Annotated in this window: 12 protein-coding genes; 7 read left to right on the top strand and 5 right to left on the bottom strand. The window is 60.2% G+C overall.

Annotation, left to right across the window (positions count from 1 at the left end; all coding sequences use genetic code 11):
- Positions 1–42 precede the first annotated feature (42 nt).
- A complete protein-coding gene (locus BUC08_RS15255; RefSeq protein WP_051694338.1) occupies positions 43–1,827 on the bottom strand; it encodes a TRAP transporter permease in 1,785 nt (594 codons plus the stop codon).
- 60 nt (positions 1,828–1,887) lie between these two features.
- Positions 1,888–2,847 (bottom strand): TAXI family TRAP transporter solute-binding subunit, encoded by a 960-nt coding sequence (locus BUC08_RS15250; protein ID WP_224551673.1) that lies wholly within the window; start codon positions 2,845–2,847, stop codon positions 1,888–1,890.
- Between the two features lie 626 nt (positions 2,848–3,473).
- On the opposite strand from BUC08_RS15250, the gene BUC08_RS24815 reads away from it, so the two are divergent.
- From BUC08_RS24815 to BUC08_RS15220, 6 genes are all read left to right on the top strand, one after another.
- On the top strand, positions 3,474–6,032 hold the full coding sequence (locus BUC08_RS24815; protein ID WP_191610379.1) for a hypothetical protein: 2,559 nt from the start codon (positions 3,474–3,476) through the stop codon (positions 6,030–6,032).
- Between the two features lie 316 nt (positions 6,033–6,348).
- Positions 6,349–7,119: a BapA/Bap/LapF family prefix-like domain-containing protein gene (locus tag BUC08_RS15240; protein WP_143186759.1), complete on the top strand. Its 771-nt coding sequence runs from the start codon at positions 6,349–6,351 to the stop codon at positions 7,117–7,119.
- Entirely contained in the window at positions 7,119–8,411 is a 1,293-nt protein-coding gene (locus BUC08_RS15235; protein WP_224769679.1) for a TolC family protein, read from the top strand. The genes BUC08_RS15240 and BUC08_RS15235 overlap by 1 nt, the downstream gene beginning before the upstream one ends.
- A 31-nt stretch (positions 8,412–8,442) precedes the next feature.
- Positions 8,443–10,578, top strand: coding sequence for a type I secretion system permease/ATPase (locus BUC08_RS15230; protein WP_051694280.1), 2,136 nt, complete (start codon positions 8,443–8,445; stop codon positions 10,576–10,578).
- Positions 10,575–11,747, top strand: coding sequence for an HlyD family efflux transporter periplasmic adaptor subunit (locus BUC08_RS15225; protein ID WP_037925994.1), 1,173 nt, complete (start codon positions 10,575–10,577; stop codon positions 11,745–11,747). Before BUC08_RS15230 ends, BUC08_RS15225 begins: the two co-directional genes overlap by 4 nt.
- A gap of 76 nt (positions 11,748–11,823) precedes the next feature.
- Positions 11,824–13,161: a BamA/TamA family outer membrane protein gene (locus BUC08_RS15220; protein WP_224551678.1), complete on the top strand. Its 1,338-nt coding sequence runs from the start codon at positions 11,824–11,826 to the stop codon at positions 13,159–13,161.
- Here BUC08_RS15220 and BUC08_RS15215 read toward each other — a convergent pair.
- The 3 genes from BUC08_RS15215 to BUC08_RS15205 form a co-directional block, all read right to left on the bottom strand.
- A complete protein-coding gene (locus tag BUC08_RS15215) occupies positions 13,158–14,393 on the bottom strand; it encodes a glycosyltransferase family protein (RefSeq protein WP_200796210.1) in 1,236 nt (411 codons plus the stop codon). The two genes, BUC08_RS15220 and BUC08_RS15215, sit on opposite strands and share 4 nt — an antisense overlap.
- A gap of 114 nt (positions 14,394–14,507) precedes the next feature.
- Positions 14,508–15,227, bottom strand: a complete 720-nt coding sequence (locus BUC08_RS15210) for a response regulator transcription factor (protein ID WP_318173672.1) — start codon at positions 15,225–15,227, stop codon at positions 14,508–14,510.
- A 99-nt stretch (positions 15,228–15,326) separates the two neighbouring features.
- A complete protein-coding gene (locus BUC08_RS15205; protein WP_051694282.1) occupies positions 15,327–17,282 on the bottom strand; it encodes a hybrid sensor histidine kinase/response regulator in 1,956 nt (651 codons plus the stop codon).
- Between the two features lie 293 nt (positions 17,283–17,575).
- Between BUC08_RS15205 and BUC08_RS15200 the strand changes: the two genes are divergently transcribed.
- Positions 17,576–19,567 carry a BapA/Bap/LapF family prefix-like domain-containing protein gene (locus BUC08_RS15200; RefSeq protein ID WP_051694285.1) on the top strand — a complete coding sequence of 664 codons (1,992 nt, stop codon included), beginning with the start codon at positions 17,576–17,578 and terminating at the stop codon, positions 19,565–19,567.
- The last annotated feature ends 6 nt before the right edge of the window (positions 19,568–19,573 follow it).

The raw sequence follows: 19,573 nt of genomic DNA, 5'->3' as shown, positions 1-19,573 counted from the left end.
CACGACAGCGCGCCGGACCGCGTTCCAGAACCGGCAAATGCCTCAGAAATACAGCCCCGAGAACACAACGCACAGGCCACCGACCACCATCAGGACCGTCGGCACCGGCCTGCGTGCACCGATCAATCCATAGGACAGCAACGTCAGGCCGAGCGCGACCCGCACCGTCGCGATCAACGCAGCCACCGGTGCATCGGCCAGCCGCAGCATGTCGGGGTTGGCAACCATGCCCAGCGGGATGACATAAAGGCCAACGCCCAGCGCCATCGCGGTAAGAGCCACCTTCAACCAGTTTTCCCCGATCATGCCGGCCGCAATGAACACCGCGCCGCAAACCGGCGGCGTGATGGTGGACAGCAGCGCGAACCAGAACACGAACAGATGCGCCTGCAGCGGCTCAAGCCCCAGTTGCGTCAGCGCAGGTCCTGCAACGGACACACAGATCACATAGGCGGCGGTCGTCGGCACCTCCATCCCCAGGATCAGACAGGCCAGTGCCGTCAACAGCAGCGATGGCCACAACAGCCCGCCCGCTCCCTCGAGGATCAGCGAGGTCACCTTGACCCCCAGCCCGGTGATCGACAGCACCCCGATGATGATCGAGGCGCACAGGATGATCGCGGCAATCATCGACACCTGCCGCGCGGCGTTGATCACCGCAGAGGCAAAGCGGGCCGCAACCTGTTCGCGTTTGCATTGCAGATTGCCATTTACGAACAACAACAGCGCGCCCGCCAGGATCGCCAATGCAGCGGCATATTCGGGGGTAAACTGTGCCCAGAACATGCCCCACAACAGCACCGTGAAGGGCACAAGGAAAAACAGCGAGGTGATGATTACGTCACGCGACGCGGGCTGGTCGGATGCGTCGACGCCCTTCAGGTCGAACCGTCGGGCATAGGCATTGATCCCCACCCAGACCGCCAGAAAATAGAGAAAAGCAGGCAGGACAGCCGCCGCCATGATTGCCGTGTAGGGCACGCCGGTCAGTTCGACCATGACAAAGGCGCCCGCCCCCATCAGCGGCGGCATGATCTGCCCGCCGGACGAGGCCACCGCCTCGACCGCGGCGGCCAGCCGTTTGGGATAGCCCAGCTTGGTCATCGCGGGCAGCGTGATTGCCCCCGTGGACGCCACATTGGCCGAGGCCGAACCTGAGATCGAGCCGAAGAGCGCCGAGGAAATCACCGACACCTTTGCAGCCCCGCCCCTCAGACGCCCGGCAAAGGCGGCTGCAACGTTCATGACCCCCTGCCCTGCCTCACCCGCATTCAGCACCGCGCCGAAGATCACAAAGATCGACACGACACCGACAGACACGCCGGTCAGCGATCCCCAGATGCCACCTTCGGCAATGGTCAGCGTGCCCAGGAAGCTGTTGATCGGTGTGCCCGAGTGGCCGAACTGACCCGGGATATATTGACCGAACAGCCCGTACAGCAAGGCAGACGCAGCCACCAGCGGCAGCGGCCAGCCGATGGCGCGACGGGCAGCTTCAAGCGTGACGGCCAGCAGGACAACGGCCACAGCGACCTGAAAATTGCCCTCAAGAAACCCGTATTGATCCCCCAGCCGGTCGGCATTCAGCGCGACCCACAGCGCAGCCGCCACGCCAAGCATTGCGATGATCGCCCCGCTGATCCGGCTCGCGGGGCCTGATGCGCCCAAAACCAGGATGAACGGCAGGATGAACGCCATGTGCAATGGGCGGCTGACCAGGTTGGGCACAAGTCCAGAGAAGATAAGGGCCAGATGATACCCCACCAGAGCCGTTGCAAGCAAAAGCCAGAACGCCGCGTGCACGCGCCCTTTGGGAAGCATATCCATCATTGAACCTGTCGCTGTAAAAGATCAGGCCGGAACGATGCCCGGCCTGCAAAGGGCGCATTACTTTTGCGCGTCGGTGAGGGCAATGCCTGCCTCTTCATAGTAACGCTGCGCGCCGGGATGAATTTTGCCTGCGATGTTGGCCATCAGGTCCTGATCCACACCATTCCACCACGGCGAGGTGTCGCCCAGCTTGGCCTTGCTCTCCCAGAAGGTCTTGGTCAGCGCATAGGCCGTGTCATCGTCCATTGCGGTGGTGGTATAGGCCACGACCGGCAACGAGGTGGTTTGAATATCGGCGTCCTGCCCTGCATAGGTGCCCGCCGGAATCACCAGCTTTGTGCGGCCGGTTTGTGCAATCTGCTCATCGGTCAGCGACAGAACGGTCACGGGGGTCGAGGCCGCCGCCTCGATCACATTGGGCGCAGGCCACGATCCGGCGGTGACAAAACCGTCGATCTGGCCGTTTTTCAACGCAGCTACCGCGTTGGACAGTTCCGCATCCGCGATCTTGACCTTGTCGGTCAGGCCAAAGGTCTCGATGTATTTCTCGCCCTCGGTGGCACCGAACGATCCTTTGCCCAGCAGGATCTGCTTGCCCTCCATGCCCATGAGGTCGGTCACACCGCTGTCTGCGGACATCACGAAATGCATGGTCAGCGAGGGGATCGGAAACAGGGCGCGGATCTCGTCGAACTTGGGGTCGCCCTTGCCATCAAACATTGCCTTGCCCTGCTGCGCCAGGCCAACCAGCGCAGGTGGAGTGGTGAACACATAATCCGCGCCGCGCGCCTTGACCTCCATCACGTTCTGCACGGAACCCTGGCTTTCTTCGATGGTGACAATCAGCGCGCCATCGGTGCCTGTTTTCATCGCCTCGGCCAGTTCAACGCCCATCTGGTAATAGGACGATCCTGTCTTGGCGGATTTATAAGTGATTCGCGTTTCCGCCGAGGCTGCAGTGACGCCCAGAGCGGCGACCGCCAGTGCGGCCAGCGTCGTTTTCATAAAGGTGTTCATCTCAACTCCTCCTTCAAGATGGTACTTGTGGTTCGTGGTTGTATCGGCCGTTGATATGCCCTGTGTCCGGGTCATCGACTTTGGTGCAGCAAAGAACGTCGAACTTCTATCCCCGTCAACGGGCAGAATGCACTCTTTTCAGAAGCCAACCCGCCGAAGATGTCGGAAACAGGGCATTTCGCGCGCGCTCTTGCCCTGTTGTTGCAGCACGTAAGATGTCCGGTCCGATACGCGACCAAAGTGATCTGCACAGGTTGAACGAGGTCCAGAGCGAGTCGCTCAGGCAATGTTTGGCGCCGTTCTTGTGCACTTTGATCGAAGGAATGGAGGCAACGCACCCCGACGTTGAAATCGCGCATGAAGCGGAATACATACTTTTGGATGGGTGTTTATACCAATTATTTCGCGTTTTTATGTGCTTTCCACTTCGCGCTTGCGAAAAGATCACAAAATCGCATACTATAGTATCTAGTTTGAAGCTTAAGTATGGATTCTTTCGAGGGAGTCCACTATGTGCTGTAACAGGTTTGCAATGAGGAATGAGACCCGCCTCTTTCGGATGGTCCGCCTCGCAGTTTCTAAAGCTTCGGTTGCGCACAGCGCAGGCTAAATATGGAGTTGCCTAAGTGGGCAAGCGTGGAAATCTCAGCGGCACCCAGGTGCGTCAGACGCTTGGCGATCAAGCCAACGGTCTGAGTTTGCCTGGCCGCCCTCTCCAGAGTGCAGAAGACCGTGGCGGACGCGCGAGCGGTGTTTCGGCGACGGCAACCGCGATCGGAATGGGCCTTGCCCTGCAAAGCGGCTCGCCTGATGGATTGCAGGCATTTGCCGAAACGCTTCCCGACCGCGACACGCACCCGCAAGATACCAAAGCTGGCGATCACACCCCCGCCGCGCAGGATCAGACCCTTGCAGATCCCGAGCAAGACACGGCCAGCGCTGCGGCACAGGCATTTGACGTGGCGGCTCTGGATGTCTCCGTCGAAGCCACACCTGACAGCAACAGCATTGACGCACCCGCCGAGCCAAAGATGGCCAGCCTGGGCGCGGCCCCCTTGCATGGCTCGCAAGACGATCAACCCTATTTCAAGGAGTCCTTGAAACCGGGCGAAGATACCTCTGCCACACCGCAGACAACAACGGCCCAGAAGCCCCCAACTTCGACAGGCACCCCGACCTCAAGCACGCCACTGGCCCCGGTGACCAACCTGATTGGCGGTGAAGACGGTATCGTCGACAGCCTTCTGGGGGAAGATGGCGTCGTTGATTCAGTCGTGGACAGCCTGCTGGGCGAGGACGGTGTCGTCGATACGGTCGTGGACAGCCTGCTGGGCGAGGACGGTGTCGTCGATACGGTCGTGGACACACTGCTCGGCGAAGACGGCGTCGTCGACACGGTCGTGGACACACTGCTGGGCGAGGACGGTGTCGTTGATACTGTCGTGGACTCCCTGTTGGGCGAGGACGGTGTTCTGGATACCGTTCTTGGTGATGACGGCGTTGTAGATGACGTTGTGGACACCCTTCTGGGTGAAGACGGTGTTGTCGATACCCTGCTCGGCGATGATGGCGTTGTCGATGACGTGGTGGACACCATTCTGGGGGAAGACGGTGTTGTCGATATCGTGCTCGGCGATGACGGTGTTGTCGATACGGTCGTGGATACGGTTCTGGGCGATGACGGCGTTGTCGGCACCGTGCTCGGCGAGGACGGCGTTGTCGATGACGTTGTGGACACGCTGCTGGGTGAAGATGGTTTGGTTGATACCATCCTCGGAGAAGACGGTATTGTCGGTGGCTTGCTTGGCACGGATGGGCTGGTCGGCGGACTTCTTGGCGGCATCACGGAGAGCGAATCCTCGGATGTTCTGGACGATCCGCTCTCTACTGTCGTGGACAGCATCGAGCCCCTAACAGATACGGTGACAGACACGGTTGAAACTGTGGTCGGGACCACGGAACAAGTTGTCGAAACCGTGACCGATACGGTGGAGACTGTCGTCGAGACAGCCGAGGACGTTTTGGAAACCGTAACGGCGCCAGTGGACACCGTCGTCGAGACAACCGAAGACCTCTTGGAAACCGTAACGGCTCCGGTCGAGACCGTTGTCGAGACAACCGAGGACCTTCTGGAAACCGTGACGGCTCCGGTGGACACCGTCGTCGAGACAACCGAGGACCTTCTGGAAACCGTAACAGCTCCGGTAGAGACCGTCGTTGATACAACCGAGGACCTTCTGGAAACCGTAACGGCTCCGGTCGAGACCGTCGTCGAGACAACCGAGGACCTTCTGGAAACCGTAACGGCTCCGGCAGAGACCGTCGTCGAGACAACCGAGGAGCTTCTGGAAACCGTAACGGCTCCGGTCGAGACCGTCGTCGAGACAACCGAAGATCTTCTGGAGACTGTAACTGCTCCGGTGGACACTGTCGTCGAGACAACCGAGGACGTGTTGGAAACCGTAACGGCTCCGGTGGACACCGCCGTCGAGTCAACCGAAGACCTTCTGGAAACCGTAACGGCCCCGGCAGAGACCGTCATCGAGACAACCGAGGACCTTCTGGAAACCGTAACGGCCCCGGTTGAGACTGTCGTCGAGGACGTGACCAGCATCATCCCTAGCCTTCTGGACGATGTGACCGGCGAAGACGGGTTGTTGACTGGCGACGACGGATTTCTTGATACGCTGATCGGAGGCGACAGCCTTGCGTTCCTTCCAGGCTTTGGAGGCGCGAGCGCGGATGCCTCCGAGGCGTCTATTTTTGACGGCCTGCTAGGTGAAGAGGACATCTTTGGCCTGGACGTGGTTGATACAGATCTTACTGCCGATGATCTCTTTGCGGGTCTGAGCGGTGATGCCAGCCTGACCGGCACGCTTGTTGACCAAGGCCTGTTCGAACCGGCGCCCGCTGAAAGCGGTGACGCTGCGGACCCCGAGATCGACGGCTTGCTGAACGACATTCTTGCCGGCGGCGTCGAGGACGTCCTTGGAGAGCACAATACATTCGACGACTTGTTGAACGCCGAGACAACCGGCGACGACGCATCTTCGTTCGAAAGCGGCTTGCTGGCAGACGACGCAATTGAAGACGCGATGAACACACTCTTCAGTCAGGTCGACGATGCCGGAACAACGCTTCTGGATAGTGTCTTCGGCAACTCAACAGATTCCGACTCTGTCTAAATCAAGGCAATCCGGCAACCTAGGGGTGACCTGATCTTAACTATTAAAGGTTCCCCAAGTCAGGGAGCCTTGCCCGTAAATTAATAATTTTAAACGGTATTAACGCCACAAAAGATTGTGTGGTGCCGAAAAATACAACCTGAACCTTAACTCACGCTTGAAAGAAGTTAACAATTAGTTAACAAATAAGGCTGTAGTATGTTGGCTGTCAAAAGACGCCCCGTCAGCCTTCGTGATGTGCTCGGCAACTTTTGGTTGAGTGCTCATCCAGCGCGGGGCGAAGTCAGGTAAAAACAATTTTGTTAGTGAGATGGCAGTGACCGTTGGAGTAACCACACAGGCAAAGGACGCGGCACAAGCGCTCGCGGCACCTGTGATGTCCCGGCGCATCCTGAGCGAACCCACGGATGTGTCCGTCAGCGCGTCCATTTTGGGCACTGAGAAATCAGGGCAGGATCTGGTTGTGCGCCTGTCAAACGGCGAAACCCTGAACATTGAAAACTTCTTTGTCATCGGGCCAAACGGCGATTTCAGTCGCTTGTTGTCAGCCGATGGCTCCCCTGTTGTGACCGGACTTATGGCGCCCGAGCCTGATCTGGCGCAGGACACCGAATTTACCGAAGCCATGCAGACGACCGAGGGCGTGACCCCGGTCAGTTCGGGTTCTTCCGACATCGAAAGTGCGGACGCAGGCGGCGCGGGAGATTGGGGCGACACGGCACTGTTTGCAGGCGCCGGTTTCTCGCTGGGCAGCGGCATCGCCTACTTGTCTGACGATGAAAACACGCCCGCCCCAGTCGCACAGAACACTCAGCCTGATACCCAGACCGATCTGGCGACAGCCATCGAGGAACTGACGGGTCCAGAGGATATGATCTTGGAACCATCGGACTTCGACCCCGAGGCGGCAGATACGCCTCCTTCCGAGGATGCAGAAGCAGCTTCTTCAGAATTTAGCGGTGAAAATGCCACTGAATTGCCAGAAACTTCAGGTTTTTTAGTATCAGATTCGCCAGACCCGAGCTTGCTGTACATTCCCGAGGCGCAAGATGGACTGTTCACTGAATTGATGACGGAGATCACTTGATGATCGTGCTGACACGGCCCAAGCAAAACAGGCGCATGCAGCGCCCCGGCATCCGGTTGGCACCGCTGGCCGCTGCGCTTTTTACGGTGGCCATGTCACTGCCCGCCGCTGCGCAAATGTCGTTAGAAGCGGCCGTTTTGCGTGCAACCGAACGTGATGGAAATGTGGCAGCACTTCGGCAGACAGTGGCGAGCCGTTCGATCGACATTCAGGCTGCGCGTGATGAATACTATCCCAGCATCAGCCTGTCCGGCGACAGCTCGACCACGGATTCGAACGGGGCCGGCATCACACTGACCGTGTCACAGGTGCTGTACGACTGGGGCCTGATCCGCAGCAAGATCAACGCGGCATCGCATGTGCGCGTTCAGGCTGTTTCCGATCTGAAAATGGAGGTGGAGGGCCTGTCGCTGCAGGTGGCGGAATTCTTTATCGATATCGAAACCATCGATCTCAAAATCGCCCGCACCCAAGCCTACACCACCTTTGCGCGCAGGATTTCGGGGCAGGCACAGGACCGCGCCACCGCTGGCATCAGTGACAATGGCGAGGTGGCACGCGCCCGGCTTGAGATCGCACGTGCCGAGGACCAGATGGCACAGTTGGTCGCAAACCGCCGCATTGCCCTGTCGCAAATCGAATTTCTGGTAGGGCAACCGGTTTCAGGCATCCAGTATCCGCCAGAACTGGGCTTTGCCAGCCGCTATGCCCAGGCGGCAAAGGTGCGGTCTGCGGTCCATATCGCGCCCAGTTATATCGCTGCGCGCGCCTCGGCCGATGAGGCCGCCGCAGGTGTACAAACCGCCAAGGCCGCGCGCCTACCCACCATCAAGCTGCAGGCCCAGGGCCGCGCCGACCTGAATGGTGGCCGAAGCCGCACCGCAATCGGCATCTCCACGGGGGTCGATCTCAGTTCGAGCGGGTTTGGCAAACGCGGCGTGCAATCCGCCGAGCTGAACTTGCAAGCGGCCAAATCCACCCTGGTTTCGGTTGAACGCGACCTGACCAACACCGCTTCGAGCGCCCGTCAGCAAATCAACATTCTGCGCACGACGGAAAACTCCAGAGCGCAGCAGTTGGCCGAAGCGCAACGGGTTTTGGACAACTATGAACAACAGTTTATCGGCGGTCAGCGCGAGCTGCTGGACCTGCTGACAACCGGCCGTGACCTTTACGACTCGCAAATCGACAAGATCGACACATACGACGAACGCAAACGCACCGAATACCGCGCGGCGCATGATCTGGGTGTGCTGGGCACGCTGATCATTTCCGCTTCACACACGCAATAGGCTTGCCCCGTAGGTAAAACTGGAAATTCGCATGAAAAATGCATCATCCTCAGACCCGCTTATCGAAGGCCTTGTCGAACTGTGCCGCGTACAGGGTGTTGCGACGTCGTCCAGTCAGCTGATAGACGGGCTGCCCAAGGCCAAGGATGGCGCCGCGGGTGAGAGCCTTGCGACACTGGCCTTGCGCCGCGTCAATATGAGCTGCCGGATCAGCCACGAATCCATCGAAGATTTTCCCGATCACGGCCTGCCTGCCCTGTTGTTCCTGAAGAACGGACGGACGGTCATTCTGGAAAGCCTGACCAAAACCCACGCCAAGGTGATCGTTCCCGAAGCTGGTGGCGGCCGCTGCATGTGGTCGCGCGCCGAGCTCGAAGCCGTGCACGACGGGCGCATTCTGGTGTCCAAGCCCATCGACATCGTATCTGACCGGCTGGACGCGCCAAGCAAGGACAAACGCCACTGGATCCTGGGGCCTGTGCTGGGCAACTGGGTGATCTACCGCGATGTGGTTCTGGCCTCCTTTGCTGCGAACATCCTGGCGGTGGCGACGGCCCTTTTCTCGATGCAGGTCTATGACCGTGTGGTGCCCAGCAACGCCTTTGACACGCTGTGGATTCTGGCCAGCGGTGTCGGCATTGCGATCATCCTTGAACTGGTCCTGCGGTTGATGCGGTCGACTTTGGTGGACGTTTCGGGCCGCGATCTCGACTTGAGGTTGTCTGCGCAACTCTTTGATAAAGTTGCCAACATGCGGCTGAAGCATCAGCCCGCGTCCACAGGCGTCTTTGCCAACCAGGTTCGTGATTTCGCGACTGTGCGAGAGTTCTTTACCTCTGGCACCGTCACGGCCATCTGCGACCTGCCCTTCGTGCTGATCTTTGTCGGCGTGATCTGGTTCATCGGCGGCAATATCGCCTTTGTGGTGCTGGCAGGGGTGATCGCCACGATCCTGCCCGGCATCCTGATGCAAAAGAAACTGGCCCGTGCATCGCGTGAAAACACCCGCGAGGCGGCGGCGCTGAACGGGTTGCTGCTGGAAACCATCTCGAACCTTGAAACCGTTAAGGCATCGCGCGCAGAAGGCCGGTTGCAGCGCGCCCACGCCCAACTGTCGGCGACCATGGCGACGACCGCGATCAAGACGCGCAGCATCACCAACATCATGACGCAACTGGTCAGCACGGTTCAGAAGCTGGCCTATGCCGGTGTCATCATCGCCGGTGTCTATCTGATCAGCGCGGGCGAGCTGACCGTCGGCAGCCTGATCGCCTGCACGCTGCTGTCCAGCCGCACCATGTCCCCCATGGGTCAGGTCGCGGGCCTGCTGGCGCGCTGGCAGCAGGTGCGCGCCGCGATGGAAGGGCTGGACGAGATCATGGCCCTGCCCGTCGAGCGCCCCGTGGACCGTCATTTCGTGCGCGCCTCCTCCCTCTCGGGCAACTACAAGATTGACGACGTGGTGTTCCGCCACGATCCCGAAGCCCCGCCCGTGATCTCGATCCCCGACCTGTCCATCGGAGCAGGAGAACGCATCGCATTGCTGGGTGGCAACGGCGCGGGCAAATCCACCCTGCTGCGCCTGATGGCCGGGCTGACCGATCCGCAATCGGGCAGCGTGTTGATCGACAGCCTGTCGCTGTCCCAGATCGACCCCATCGACCGGCGTCGGCAGATCGGCTATTTGCCGCAGAGCGTTGCACTGTTCCAAGGCACATTGCGCGACAACCTTCTGTTGGACCACGGCCTGCACAGCGATGACGAATTGCTCGAGGCGCTGGATGCTGTCGGACTTGGCACATTCGTGCGGCGCCACGTGCGCGGGTTGGACCTGCAACTGCAAGGCAACGCCAACGTGTCAGGCGGCCAGCGCCAGTCGATCGGCCTCGCGCGGGTGCTGTTGCAAGATCCCAAGGTGGTTTTGCTGGACGAACCCACCGCCGCTTTTGACCACATCACCGAAAGCAAGGTTATCAGCCACATGAAGGACTGGCTGGAAGGGCGCACCACGGTCATCTCGACCCACAAGCGCGAATTGCTCGCCCTGACCGAACGGGCCATCGTTCTGAAAGACGGGCGCGTGGCGCGGGACGGCGACCTGATGCAGATCCTGAATTCGGCGCGCGCCAATTCGGTTAAAACCCGACCAGTCCAAGCCGTCACATGAGCAACGCGGATGCCATGACATCCAGCCATATGGATGGCAGTTACCGACGCCAAACGCTGCGGGTGGCGCGGCTGACCATTCAAACCATTATTCTGGCGCTGATCATTGGCGTTACTTGGGCCGCCCTTGCACAGATCAACGAAATCACACGCGGCGATGGACGCGTAATCCCCTTGCGGCGGATGCAGACCATCCAAAGCCTTGAAGGCGGCATCCTGTCCGAGCTTGCAGTCAGCGAAGGCGACATCGTCGAAGAAGGCCAGGTTCTGGCCCGCCTCGACCCCACCCGGTCGCAATCGGCCTTTTTGTCCGCACAATCCGAGATCACCGCGCTGACTGCCGAAGTGGCCCGCCTGCAGGCGGAGGTGCTGGAAAAGCCCGAGCTGGACTTTGGCCCCGAGCCGAACGCCGCCGAGCAGACGGAACTGCGCCTGTTCACTGCCCGGCGCACCAAGCTTGAGGCGTCCCTGTCGGCGCTGGAGGCAGAACAGACCGCCATTCAGGAGCAGATCGACATCACCCGTCCGCTGACAGCCTCCGGTTCGGTCAGCAAGATCAACCTGTTGCAACTGGAACAGAAAAAGGCCGAGATTGACGGCAAGATCAGTGAAACACGCAACGTCTATGTGCAGGATTCCTACAAGGATCTGGCGCAGCGCCGGGCCAAGCTGCTGATGATCCAGCAGGATCTGATCCAGAAAGAGGACGAATTCCAACGGACCGAAATCCGCTCGCCCGTGGCCGGGCGTGTCAACAACATCGACATCACCACGCTTGGCGGTGTTGTCCAGCCCGGCGAACCGATCATGGAAATCACGCCCACGGATGACCAGTTGATCATCGAAACCAAGGTGCAACCGCGCGACGTGGCTTTTATCGCGCCCGGCATGCCCGCCAGTGTCAAGATCACCGCCTATGACTTTGCCACTTACGGCGACCTGCGCGGCACCGTCATCCAAATCTCGGAAGACACCGTCGAAGAGGACACGCCCCAGGGTCCGCAGGATTTCTACCGCGTCATGGTCAAGACCGAACGCAGCTATCTGGAGCGCGGCGGCGAAGAGTTCGCGATCCGTCCCGGCATGATTGCCCAGGTCGACATCGAAAGCGGCAAACGGTCCGTCCTCAGCTATCTCACCCGCCCCCTTCTCAAAGCGCGGCTACAATAATAACCTCCAATCCTGTGGCGGGTCGCTGCTGACCTGCTTGCTTGCGGTGATGAAAGATCAAGAAAGAGACTGCCCCTTGCCACAACTGCACTTTGCCGGCTGCCACGGCACTTTGGATTTCACCAAAACCCTGCTCACAACGGGGGCTTTCGGTCTCGCCCTGGCCACCGCGACACCTGTCCAGTCGCAAATGGTCAACACCGTCGAAGTGCGTGGGGCGCAGTTCATTCCCGAACAAGACATCAAGGCAACCTGCGGCGCCGAAGAGGGCGTCGAATACATCGACCTTGAGCTGCGCGCGATTGAAGACTGTCTTATGTCCACGGGCGTTTTCGAAACGGTGGCCCTGTCACGTGAAGGCGACACATTGGTCATCGACGTACAGGAACTGGACACCCGCCCCGGCCGCATTGATGCAACGCTGGCCTATGCGTCCCAGGACGGCGTCGTGGGCAGCCTGTCTTATGAACGCTACAACCTGTTCGACCGGACCTATGGCGCGGTCAACCTTGAGTACGGCGAAGAGGTGCAACGCTACAGCCTGAACCTGTACCGCACCGAAGCGTTCGAGACGGATTTCGACCTCGGCTTTGAGTTGGCAGGCGGGCGCGACGATTATGACGACCGCAGCTACACCCACGAATCCCTGCGGATCGAGACCTATCTGGGCTGGGCGCTGTCCCCTTCGACAAAGCTGGAAGCCGGGATCGGCTACCGCGACCACCGGCTGTATGATGTGGAACCAACCGCCAGCGCCCTGCTTTTGCAAGAACAGACCGACGGCATTTCGGCGCCTTATGTACGGCTGGGCCTGCGTCACGAACGCACCGCAGAGGCGCAGGATGGACAGGAAGATTGGGATCGGTTCGGCTATCGCATCCGGCTGGACCAGTATTTTTGGAACATCGGCACGGACGACCCGATCTCGGACACGCGCCTTGAGACGCGCATGCAATTTCCGCTGGCCTCCAATCTGCGATTGCTCTTCGGCTTTGACGCCGGGAACATCAACGGCACCAGCGGCAATGCCACCCGCGCCATCGACCGGTTTTATCCCGGTGCAGACACCTTTCGCGGCTTTGCCCCGCGCGGCATCGGCCCGCGTGACGGCAACGACGCGCTGGGGGGCAACACCTACGCCAAAGTCTCGATCGAACTGCAACGCGACTTTGGCGAGATTTATCGCACTCCGTTCCGTGCAGGCATCTTTGTCGACAGCGGCGCAAGCTGGGATCTGGATGACACACTTGGCGGCACCATCGACGACAGCCTGCACCGGCGCAGCAGTGTCGGCCTGTCCGTTGTCTTTGACGTGGGCAACACCCCCGTTTCGCTTTACGTGGCCACGCCCATCGAGGACCAGCCCGGCGATGAACATCAGGTCTTTGGGCTAAGCCTGAGCACGCGTTTTTAGCCCGCAGCCCGCGCTGCGCGGTTCAGCATCGCCTGCCTGAACAGCCCCATGTAACGCGGCGCGACCGCTGACAGATCATATTGCGCGCGCGCCATCGCGCTAGCCGCCTGACCATACCGCAGCCGCCGGGACGGATCGTCCTTTAACGCCAATGTCGCGGCAATCCAGGCATCATCGTCATCGGGCAGAAGCTGGCCGTTGATGTCGTCCTGAATCAGTTCGGCGGCATAGCCACGGTCGGGCGCCAGCACACAGCCGCCACGGCCCAGGATCTCGACCAGTCCCCAGTTCGCCACGCCGAATTGCAGCGGGTAGTGGAACAGATCAACTTCGGCGACGCGTTTGGAAAATTCGTCATATGGCAGCTTTCCCGGAAATTCGACGGCTGATGCTGCGCGGGGGTATTTAAGCAGTAAATGATCGCGGAAATTCTTGACCTTGCCGTCATGCAGCCGCTGCACGGCCTGCTCTTCGTAGCCATAGGTCGCCACACCCGCACCGCCAAAGGCCACAAAACGGGCATCCACACCCTGCCCCACCAGCTTGTCAGTGATGCGCATGAATGTCTCAAACCCCTTGGCCGAGGACAAATCGCGCGATGCGAAACCGATGGTGAACGGTCGTGGTTCGGTCGCAACTTCGGCCTCGGGCATCGCGGCAAAGTCGAACCCTTCCATCTGCACCTCGATATTCGATTGCAAAGCCTTGGGAAACATCTGCTTGGCATGGCGGCTGGGACAGATCACCAGATCGCTGCGCAGTGCCTGATGGAAATTCAGCATCTCGGCGTTGCGATCGGTCATCCGCTGGGACTGGTCCGGCGGATAGGCCGGGTCCCAGCCATGGGCGCGAAAACTGGGAAATTCGATATAGCTGACAATGGCCGCGTCAATTTCATCGTACAGAAAATGCGGCGCGCCCCATAATGAATGGCACACAACCACGTCGATCTTGCGGCGCTTCTGAAACGCGGTCAGCGCCGAAAGCACCCCGCGTGAAATCCGTGCAGATCGTTCCAACTTGGACGTATAATAATAGCTTTGCGCGCCAACGATATTGCCGTCCGGCTTGAACCCAAGGATATGCGCCCCGCGCGCGCGATTGCGTTCCATATGGCCCGGCGTGGTCAAGAAATAGCTGTCGGCCATGCCTGTTTCGCGCAGGTAATCACACAACCGCCCGAACTGGCCCGGATAAACGGCGCCCACGAACACAATCACCGGTTTGGTCAATCGCCCGATCCCCATGCCAGACAGCCGCGCGGCGGCCCGTGGCAATCAGCCTACATCACCCATACTTAGGGATGCAACTCGGGTCTGTAGGCCTGCGGACCGATGCGGGGGTATTCAGAACAGGCCGTGATCGCGCGCCACAATCACCGCTTGGGTGCGGTTGTTGGCCCCCAGCTTCGAGCAGATGGATTTGACATGCATCTTGACCGTGGCTTCGGCCAGCCCAAGGTCGGTGCCGATCTCGCGGTTTGGTTTGCCTTCGGCCAACAGCGCCAGCACGGTCATTTCCCTCTCTGACAAAGACGCGCCGTTGCTTTCGCGCGGCTTGCTGACCCGTTGACGGTCGATCAGTTCGACGGGGACATAGCGACCACCGTTCGCCATAAAGCGGATTTCATTCGTGAGGTTGTTCAGGGATTCCGTCTTGAGAACGATACCCGCCCCCCCCATCGCCAGAGTTTCGGAGACCACATGAGGCGTCGGGTTGCTGGTGATGATACCAACCGGCTTGCCGCCATTGCGTTCAATCGCCTTGGCCAGCCCGGCAACGCCGTTCATTCCGGGCATATCCAGATCTACCAATACCAGATCGAACCCACCGGCGTTGTCGATCTGCGCCAATGCGGAGTCGAGATCCGGCGCTGTCTGTGCCTCAAAATCGGGGAGCCCGGACAAGAATTGTTCGAACATCTCCAAAATCATGGCATGATCGTCTGCGATGAGAACTCTTAGAATTTCGGGTTTTGAGGTATTCATAAGGTCCATTTCAGCTTGGTAAGGCTTTTGCACAGCTTTGCGAACAATCGGGGCCCCAATCTGGTTCCTCCGGATCACCCGCAAGACCTTCACAGTCCTGAGTGTTTGCCTGGGTTTCTAGTTCATAGGTGAATTCCAAGTGTAGGTGAAGTGACATCGACAAGATGACGTCAAGCCTCAGCCCAAGTGTTCAATCGCCCTCCCGGTTGCGGCCAGCGTCGCCTTCAGATCGCCAAGTTGCCTCTCGGAAATCGGTTTTGACGCCTTTGCCAGAATTTCCAGTTCGCGCAAACTGCGCTCCAACAGCTTCAGCCCTGTCAGTCCACACGCACCTGTCGCCGCATGCAGCATACGGCCCGTGTCTGCATGCATGCCCTGATGCAGGATATCTTCGAACACCGCCTGCGCTTCGGATCGCGCCCGCAGCATAAAGCCGCGTGCGGTGTCCAGACCCAGCTGTGCGACAAGCTCTTTGACCATGCTTTCGGCCAACGGGTCCGCGCGCGAACAATCCGCACCGCCCGCTGCCTTCTGATCCGGCAAGGGCGCGATATCGCAGGACGACGCGCGCACCACATCCTGAACCGAACGGCACAGGTCCACGCTTCGGATGGGCTTTTCCAGCAGTTGCGCCATCCCCAGCTTCAGGCAGGCCTTCCGCAGGTCATCATCTATATGGGCAGAAAGGCCCAGGATCTTGCCGCGCCAGGCCAGCGCACCCGAAGTTTGCTGTGCGATAAGCCGCTGCACCAGTTCGAGACCGTTGATGTAGGGCAAAGTCATATCGGTCAGCAGCAAGTCGATGTTTTCAACCGCATCGGGACCTTGAAGCGTCTCCAGTGCACGCAGGCCGTTTTCAACCGCCACCACCTGGGCACCCGCAGCGCGCAGACAATGGACGACCCAATCGCGGCTGGAGGGACTGTCCTCGACCACCAGCACGCCAATGCCGCGCAAAAGCTGGCTGTCGACAGCGACAGGGTGCGGTGTCGTAGCCGGATGCGCGGCCGCCTCTGCCACCGCCAGATCGAACCGCGCCCGCAGGATCGTGCCCGCCACCTTGGCAGTCGAACCTTCTGCAATCGCTTCTCCGTCCTCGCCGCGGTCGAACACTTCCAGCGTCCCGCCAAGCTGGCTCAATGCATAGGCCAGCACGTTCAGCCCTGCAGATGGCCGCCCCTCTGCCGGTCCGGTTGCCGCGCCGGACTGCCGCGCCAGTGAGATGTCCGCCAGATCAATGGCACGCATCAGCCGTGCCTTTTGTGCGTCGGGCAGCCCCCCGCCCAGATCGCTCACTTCGACCATGATGTTTCGATTGGCGGCCGTTTCCGCAGCACTTTCGCTGGTGACGCGCACCTCGACCTTTGTCCCGCCATGTTTGACCGAATTGTCGAACATGTTCTGCAACAGCGCCCTGACAAACCGCACCGGACCGTTCACCCGTTCCTCGGCGGGCGGATCAATCGTCAACGCCACTGAGGTGCCGCGTGTGCCCGCAATGGGCCGGATCATATCCAATGTCGCCCGCACCTCTTCCGCGAGGCTGAAATCCTCGTCCGACTGGATTTCGGCAGTTGTCAGTTCGCCCCGGATCACCTTGATGACATTGTCGATATGGCTCAGCGCCAGTTGCGCCGACCGCTGCATTTGGTCACGGCGCGTATCGGCGGTGCCGGTATCTTTCGAATTCAGCATTGCGTCGGTTGCGGCCAGCAAGGATTGGATCGGGGTTCTGAGGTCATGCGAGACACGAAGCAGCGTCGCCGTGCGGGTGCGGTTGCGCAACACCGCCGCCTCCTGGTCCGTCTCGGCCAAACGCAGCATGAAACTGTCCGCTGCCCCCAGGGGCACATAAACCAGCTCGCCCTCAAGCTCGGTGTTCCGAAAGTTTTTTGAAACCGCGATGCTGCCTGCGCGACGGGCACGTGCACACAAAGCTGGCCAGTCAAATGCCGCGCTCAACCCTTCGGTGTCCATCCCGACCCGTGTGGCGGGGGCGTTGGACAACAACACCTCGGCCTTGTCCGTTGCGAGAATCACAGCGCGCCGGTCTGTCGAGATCAGACGCGCAATAGCCTGAAGAACGGGCCGTACCGCGGTCGCGTCTTTCGAAAGATCTGCTTTTCGTGTCATTGCGCTCTCCCAGTTCGGATCGTTTCCCGAACGCACACATTTTCAGGTCTGAATACACCTTAAGAGGGTATTTTCCTTATATAAAACCCTGTATTCCAATCTCCCGCCTGTCAACTACGGCACCACGGAGCGCCATTATTATATGGTTAGAAAACAATCGGGTGCCACATTCTGCAAAAGCGGCGCCCTCAACACGTGAGTCGTATTGACTGCAACTTTAGTATGTGTTTGTTCTATTAAGTATGTAAACACAAACTTTAGATAGTGCGATCTTCCGCACAGAGGATGTTGAGATGGCTACCACAAAAATCCAAGCTGGGGCGGCAGCGAACGTAACCATACCCGCCACAAAGGCTGACGTCGCTCGCTACGTAAAATCCGGGGACAATCTGGTTGTCGAACTGACCAATGGCCAAAGCATCACGGTCACTGATTTCTACGATCGCGCAGCCGGTGGCGCAGCACACAAGCTGATGTTCTCTGACGGAAGCTTCAGTGGTGTCGAAGGGATTGCAGACGAAACCGAAGAAGTCGCAGGCCTTGGCATGAATATGGAAGAAATCGGCGCAGGTCTCGCCGCTCTCGCAACCGGCCTGGTGGCCGCCAATGGTGGCGATGACGATCCCACAGAGCCGACGGACCCAACCGAGCCGACGGAGCCTACTGATCCCACAGAGCCGACTGACCCCACGGAACCGACTGACCCCACAGAGCCGACCGATCCAACGGAACCAGCCGTCGAGGGACTGCTTGACCCCGTTCTGGCAGACGAAGGCTTGCTGGGCGATCTGACTGGCAACGACGGGCTTTTGGGCGCGGTGACAGGCTCGGACGGTCTTTTGGGCCAACTCGTCGGCGAAGACGGGCTGTTGGGGGATGTGACTGGTTCAGATGGTTTGGTCAGTGGCCTGTTGGGCACTGGCCTGCTGGGTGACAGCGATGGTTCGGGCAGCCTGACCGGAGGCCTGGTGTCCGAGGATGGCCTGCTGGGTGGCGTGCTCGGCAGCACTGGCCTGACCGATGGCCTGCTGGGAGAAGGCAGCGCTGTGGACGGCGTTCTGGAAACTGTCGAAGGTGTTCTTGACGGTGTTCTGGGCGATCAGGGTGTCGTGGGCGGCCTGCTGGGCAGCACCGGGCTGACCGATGGGATTCTCGGCGATGAAGGCATTGTCGGTGGCTTGCTCGGCGAAGACGGTGTCGTTGGCGGACTTCTGGGCAGCGGCGGCGGCCTTCTGGATGGCGTCCTGGGCGGCGACGACGGCTTGCTGGGTGGCCTGTCGGGCACGGTCGAAGGCTTGCTGGGCGGGCTTGGTGCAGACACCGGCCTCCTTGATCCGCTGGTTGCCGATGGCGGGCTGCTGGGCGACATCACTGGCAACTCGGGCATTCTGGGCGACATCACAGGTTCGGATGGTCTGGCCGGTGATCTGATCGGCGACGACGGCCTGCTGGGCGACGTGACAGGCGCAGATGGCTTGGTCGGCGATCTGACAGGTGTTGGCCTTCTGGGCGATGGCTCCGGTGAAGACGGACTGGCGGGCGGCTTGCTCGACGGGTTGACCGGCGGATTGCTTGGCGGTGAAGGCGACCTGTTGGGCGGGCTGACCGGTGGCTTGCTTGGTGGCGAGGATGGTCTGCTCGACGGTCTGACTGGTGGCCTGCTCGGTGGTGAGGACGGTCTGCTCGGCGGGCTGACCGGTGGCTTGCTGGGTGGCGAGGACGACCTGTTGGGTGGACTGACCGGCGGTTTGCTGGGTGGCGAGGACGGTCTGCTCGGCGGTTTGACCGGCGGCTTGCTCGGTGGTGAGGACGATCTGCTCGGCGGTCTGACCGGCGGCTTGCTCGGTGGTGAGGACGATCTGCTCGGCGGTCTGACCGGCGGCTTGCTGGGTGGTGAAGACGATCTGCTCGGCGGCCTGACTGGCGGGCTGCTGGACACACTCGGAGCCGAAGATGGCTTGCTGGACCCGGTCATCGCCGATGAGGGCCTGTTGGGTGACGTCACCGGCAACCACGGCATCCTGGGTGATGTGACAGGCTCGGATGGCTTGCTGGGTGATGTCGTCGGGAACGATGGTCTTCTGGCCGACGTGACAGGCGATGAAGGCCTGGTTGGCGATCTGACCGGCACCGGCCTGCTGGGCGATGGTACCGGCGAAGATGGCACATCGGGCGGCTTGCTTGGGGGGCTGACGGGCGGCCTGCTTGGCGGTGACCTGTTGGGCGGGCTGACCGGGGACGATGGTCTGCTTTCCTGCCTCACATCGACGCTGGACGGGGTGTGAACAGAC

The sequence above is a fragment of the Pseudosulfitobacter pseudonitzschiae genome (genome assembly GCF_900129395.1).
GTDB classification, from domain to species: Bacteria; Pseudomonadota; Alphaproteobacteria; order Rhodobacterales; family Rhodobacteraceae; genus Pseudosulfitobacter; species Pseudosulfitobacter pseudonitzschiae.
Note: the sequence above shows the minus strand (reverse complement) of the source record. Positions and strands in the feature narration are given on the sequence as shown.

What these genes read in the sequence shown, in the direction of transcription:
- BUC08_RS15230 (WP_051694280.1), top strand. Translation starts at nt 8,443, where the DNA reads ATGAAAAATGCATCATCCTCAGACCCGCTTATCGAAGGCCTTGTCGAA.
- BUC08_RS15255 (WP_051694338.1), bottom strand. Translation starts at nt 1,827, where the DNA reads ATGGATATGCTTCCCAAAGGGCGCGTGCACGCGGCGTTCTGGCTTTTG.
- BUC08_RS15205 (WP_051694282.1), bottom strand. Translation starts at nt 17,282, where the DNA reads ATGACACGAAAAGCAGATCTTTCGAAAGACGCGACCGCGGTACGGCCC.
- BUC08_RS15225 (WP_037925994.1), top strand. Translation starts at nt 10,575, where the DNA reads ATGAGCAACGCGGATGCCATGACATCCAGCCATATGGATGGCAGTTAC.
- BUC08_RS15200 (WP_051694285.1), top strand. Translation starts at nt 17,576, where the DNA reads ATGGCTACCACAAAAATCCAAGCTGGGGCGGCAGCGAACGTAACCATA.
- BUC08_RS15235 (WP_224769679.1), top strand. Translation starts at nt 7,119, where the DNA reads ATGATCGTGCTGACACGGCCCAAGCAAAACAGGCGCATGCAGCGCCCC.
- BUC08_RS15250 (WP_224551673.1), bottom strand. Translation starts at nt 2,847, where the DNA reads ATGAACACCTTTATGAAAACGACGCTGGCCGCACTGGCGGTCGCCGCT.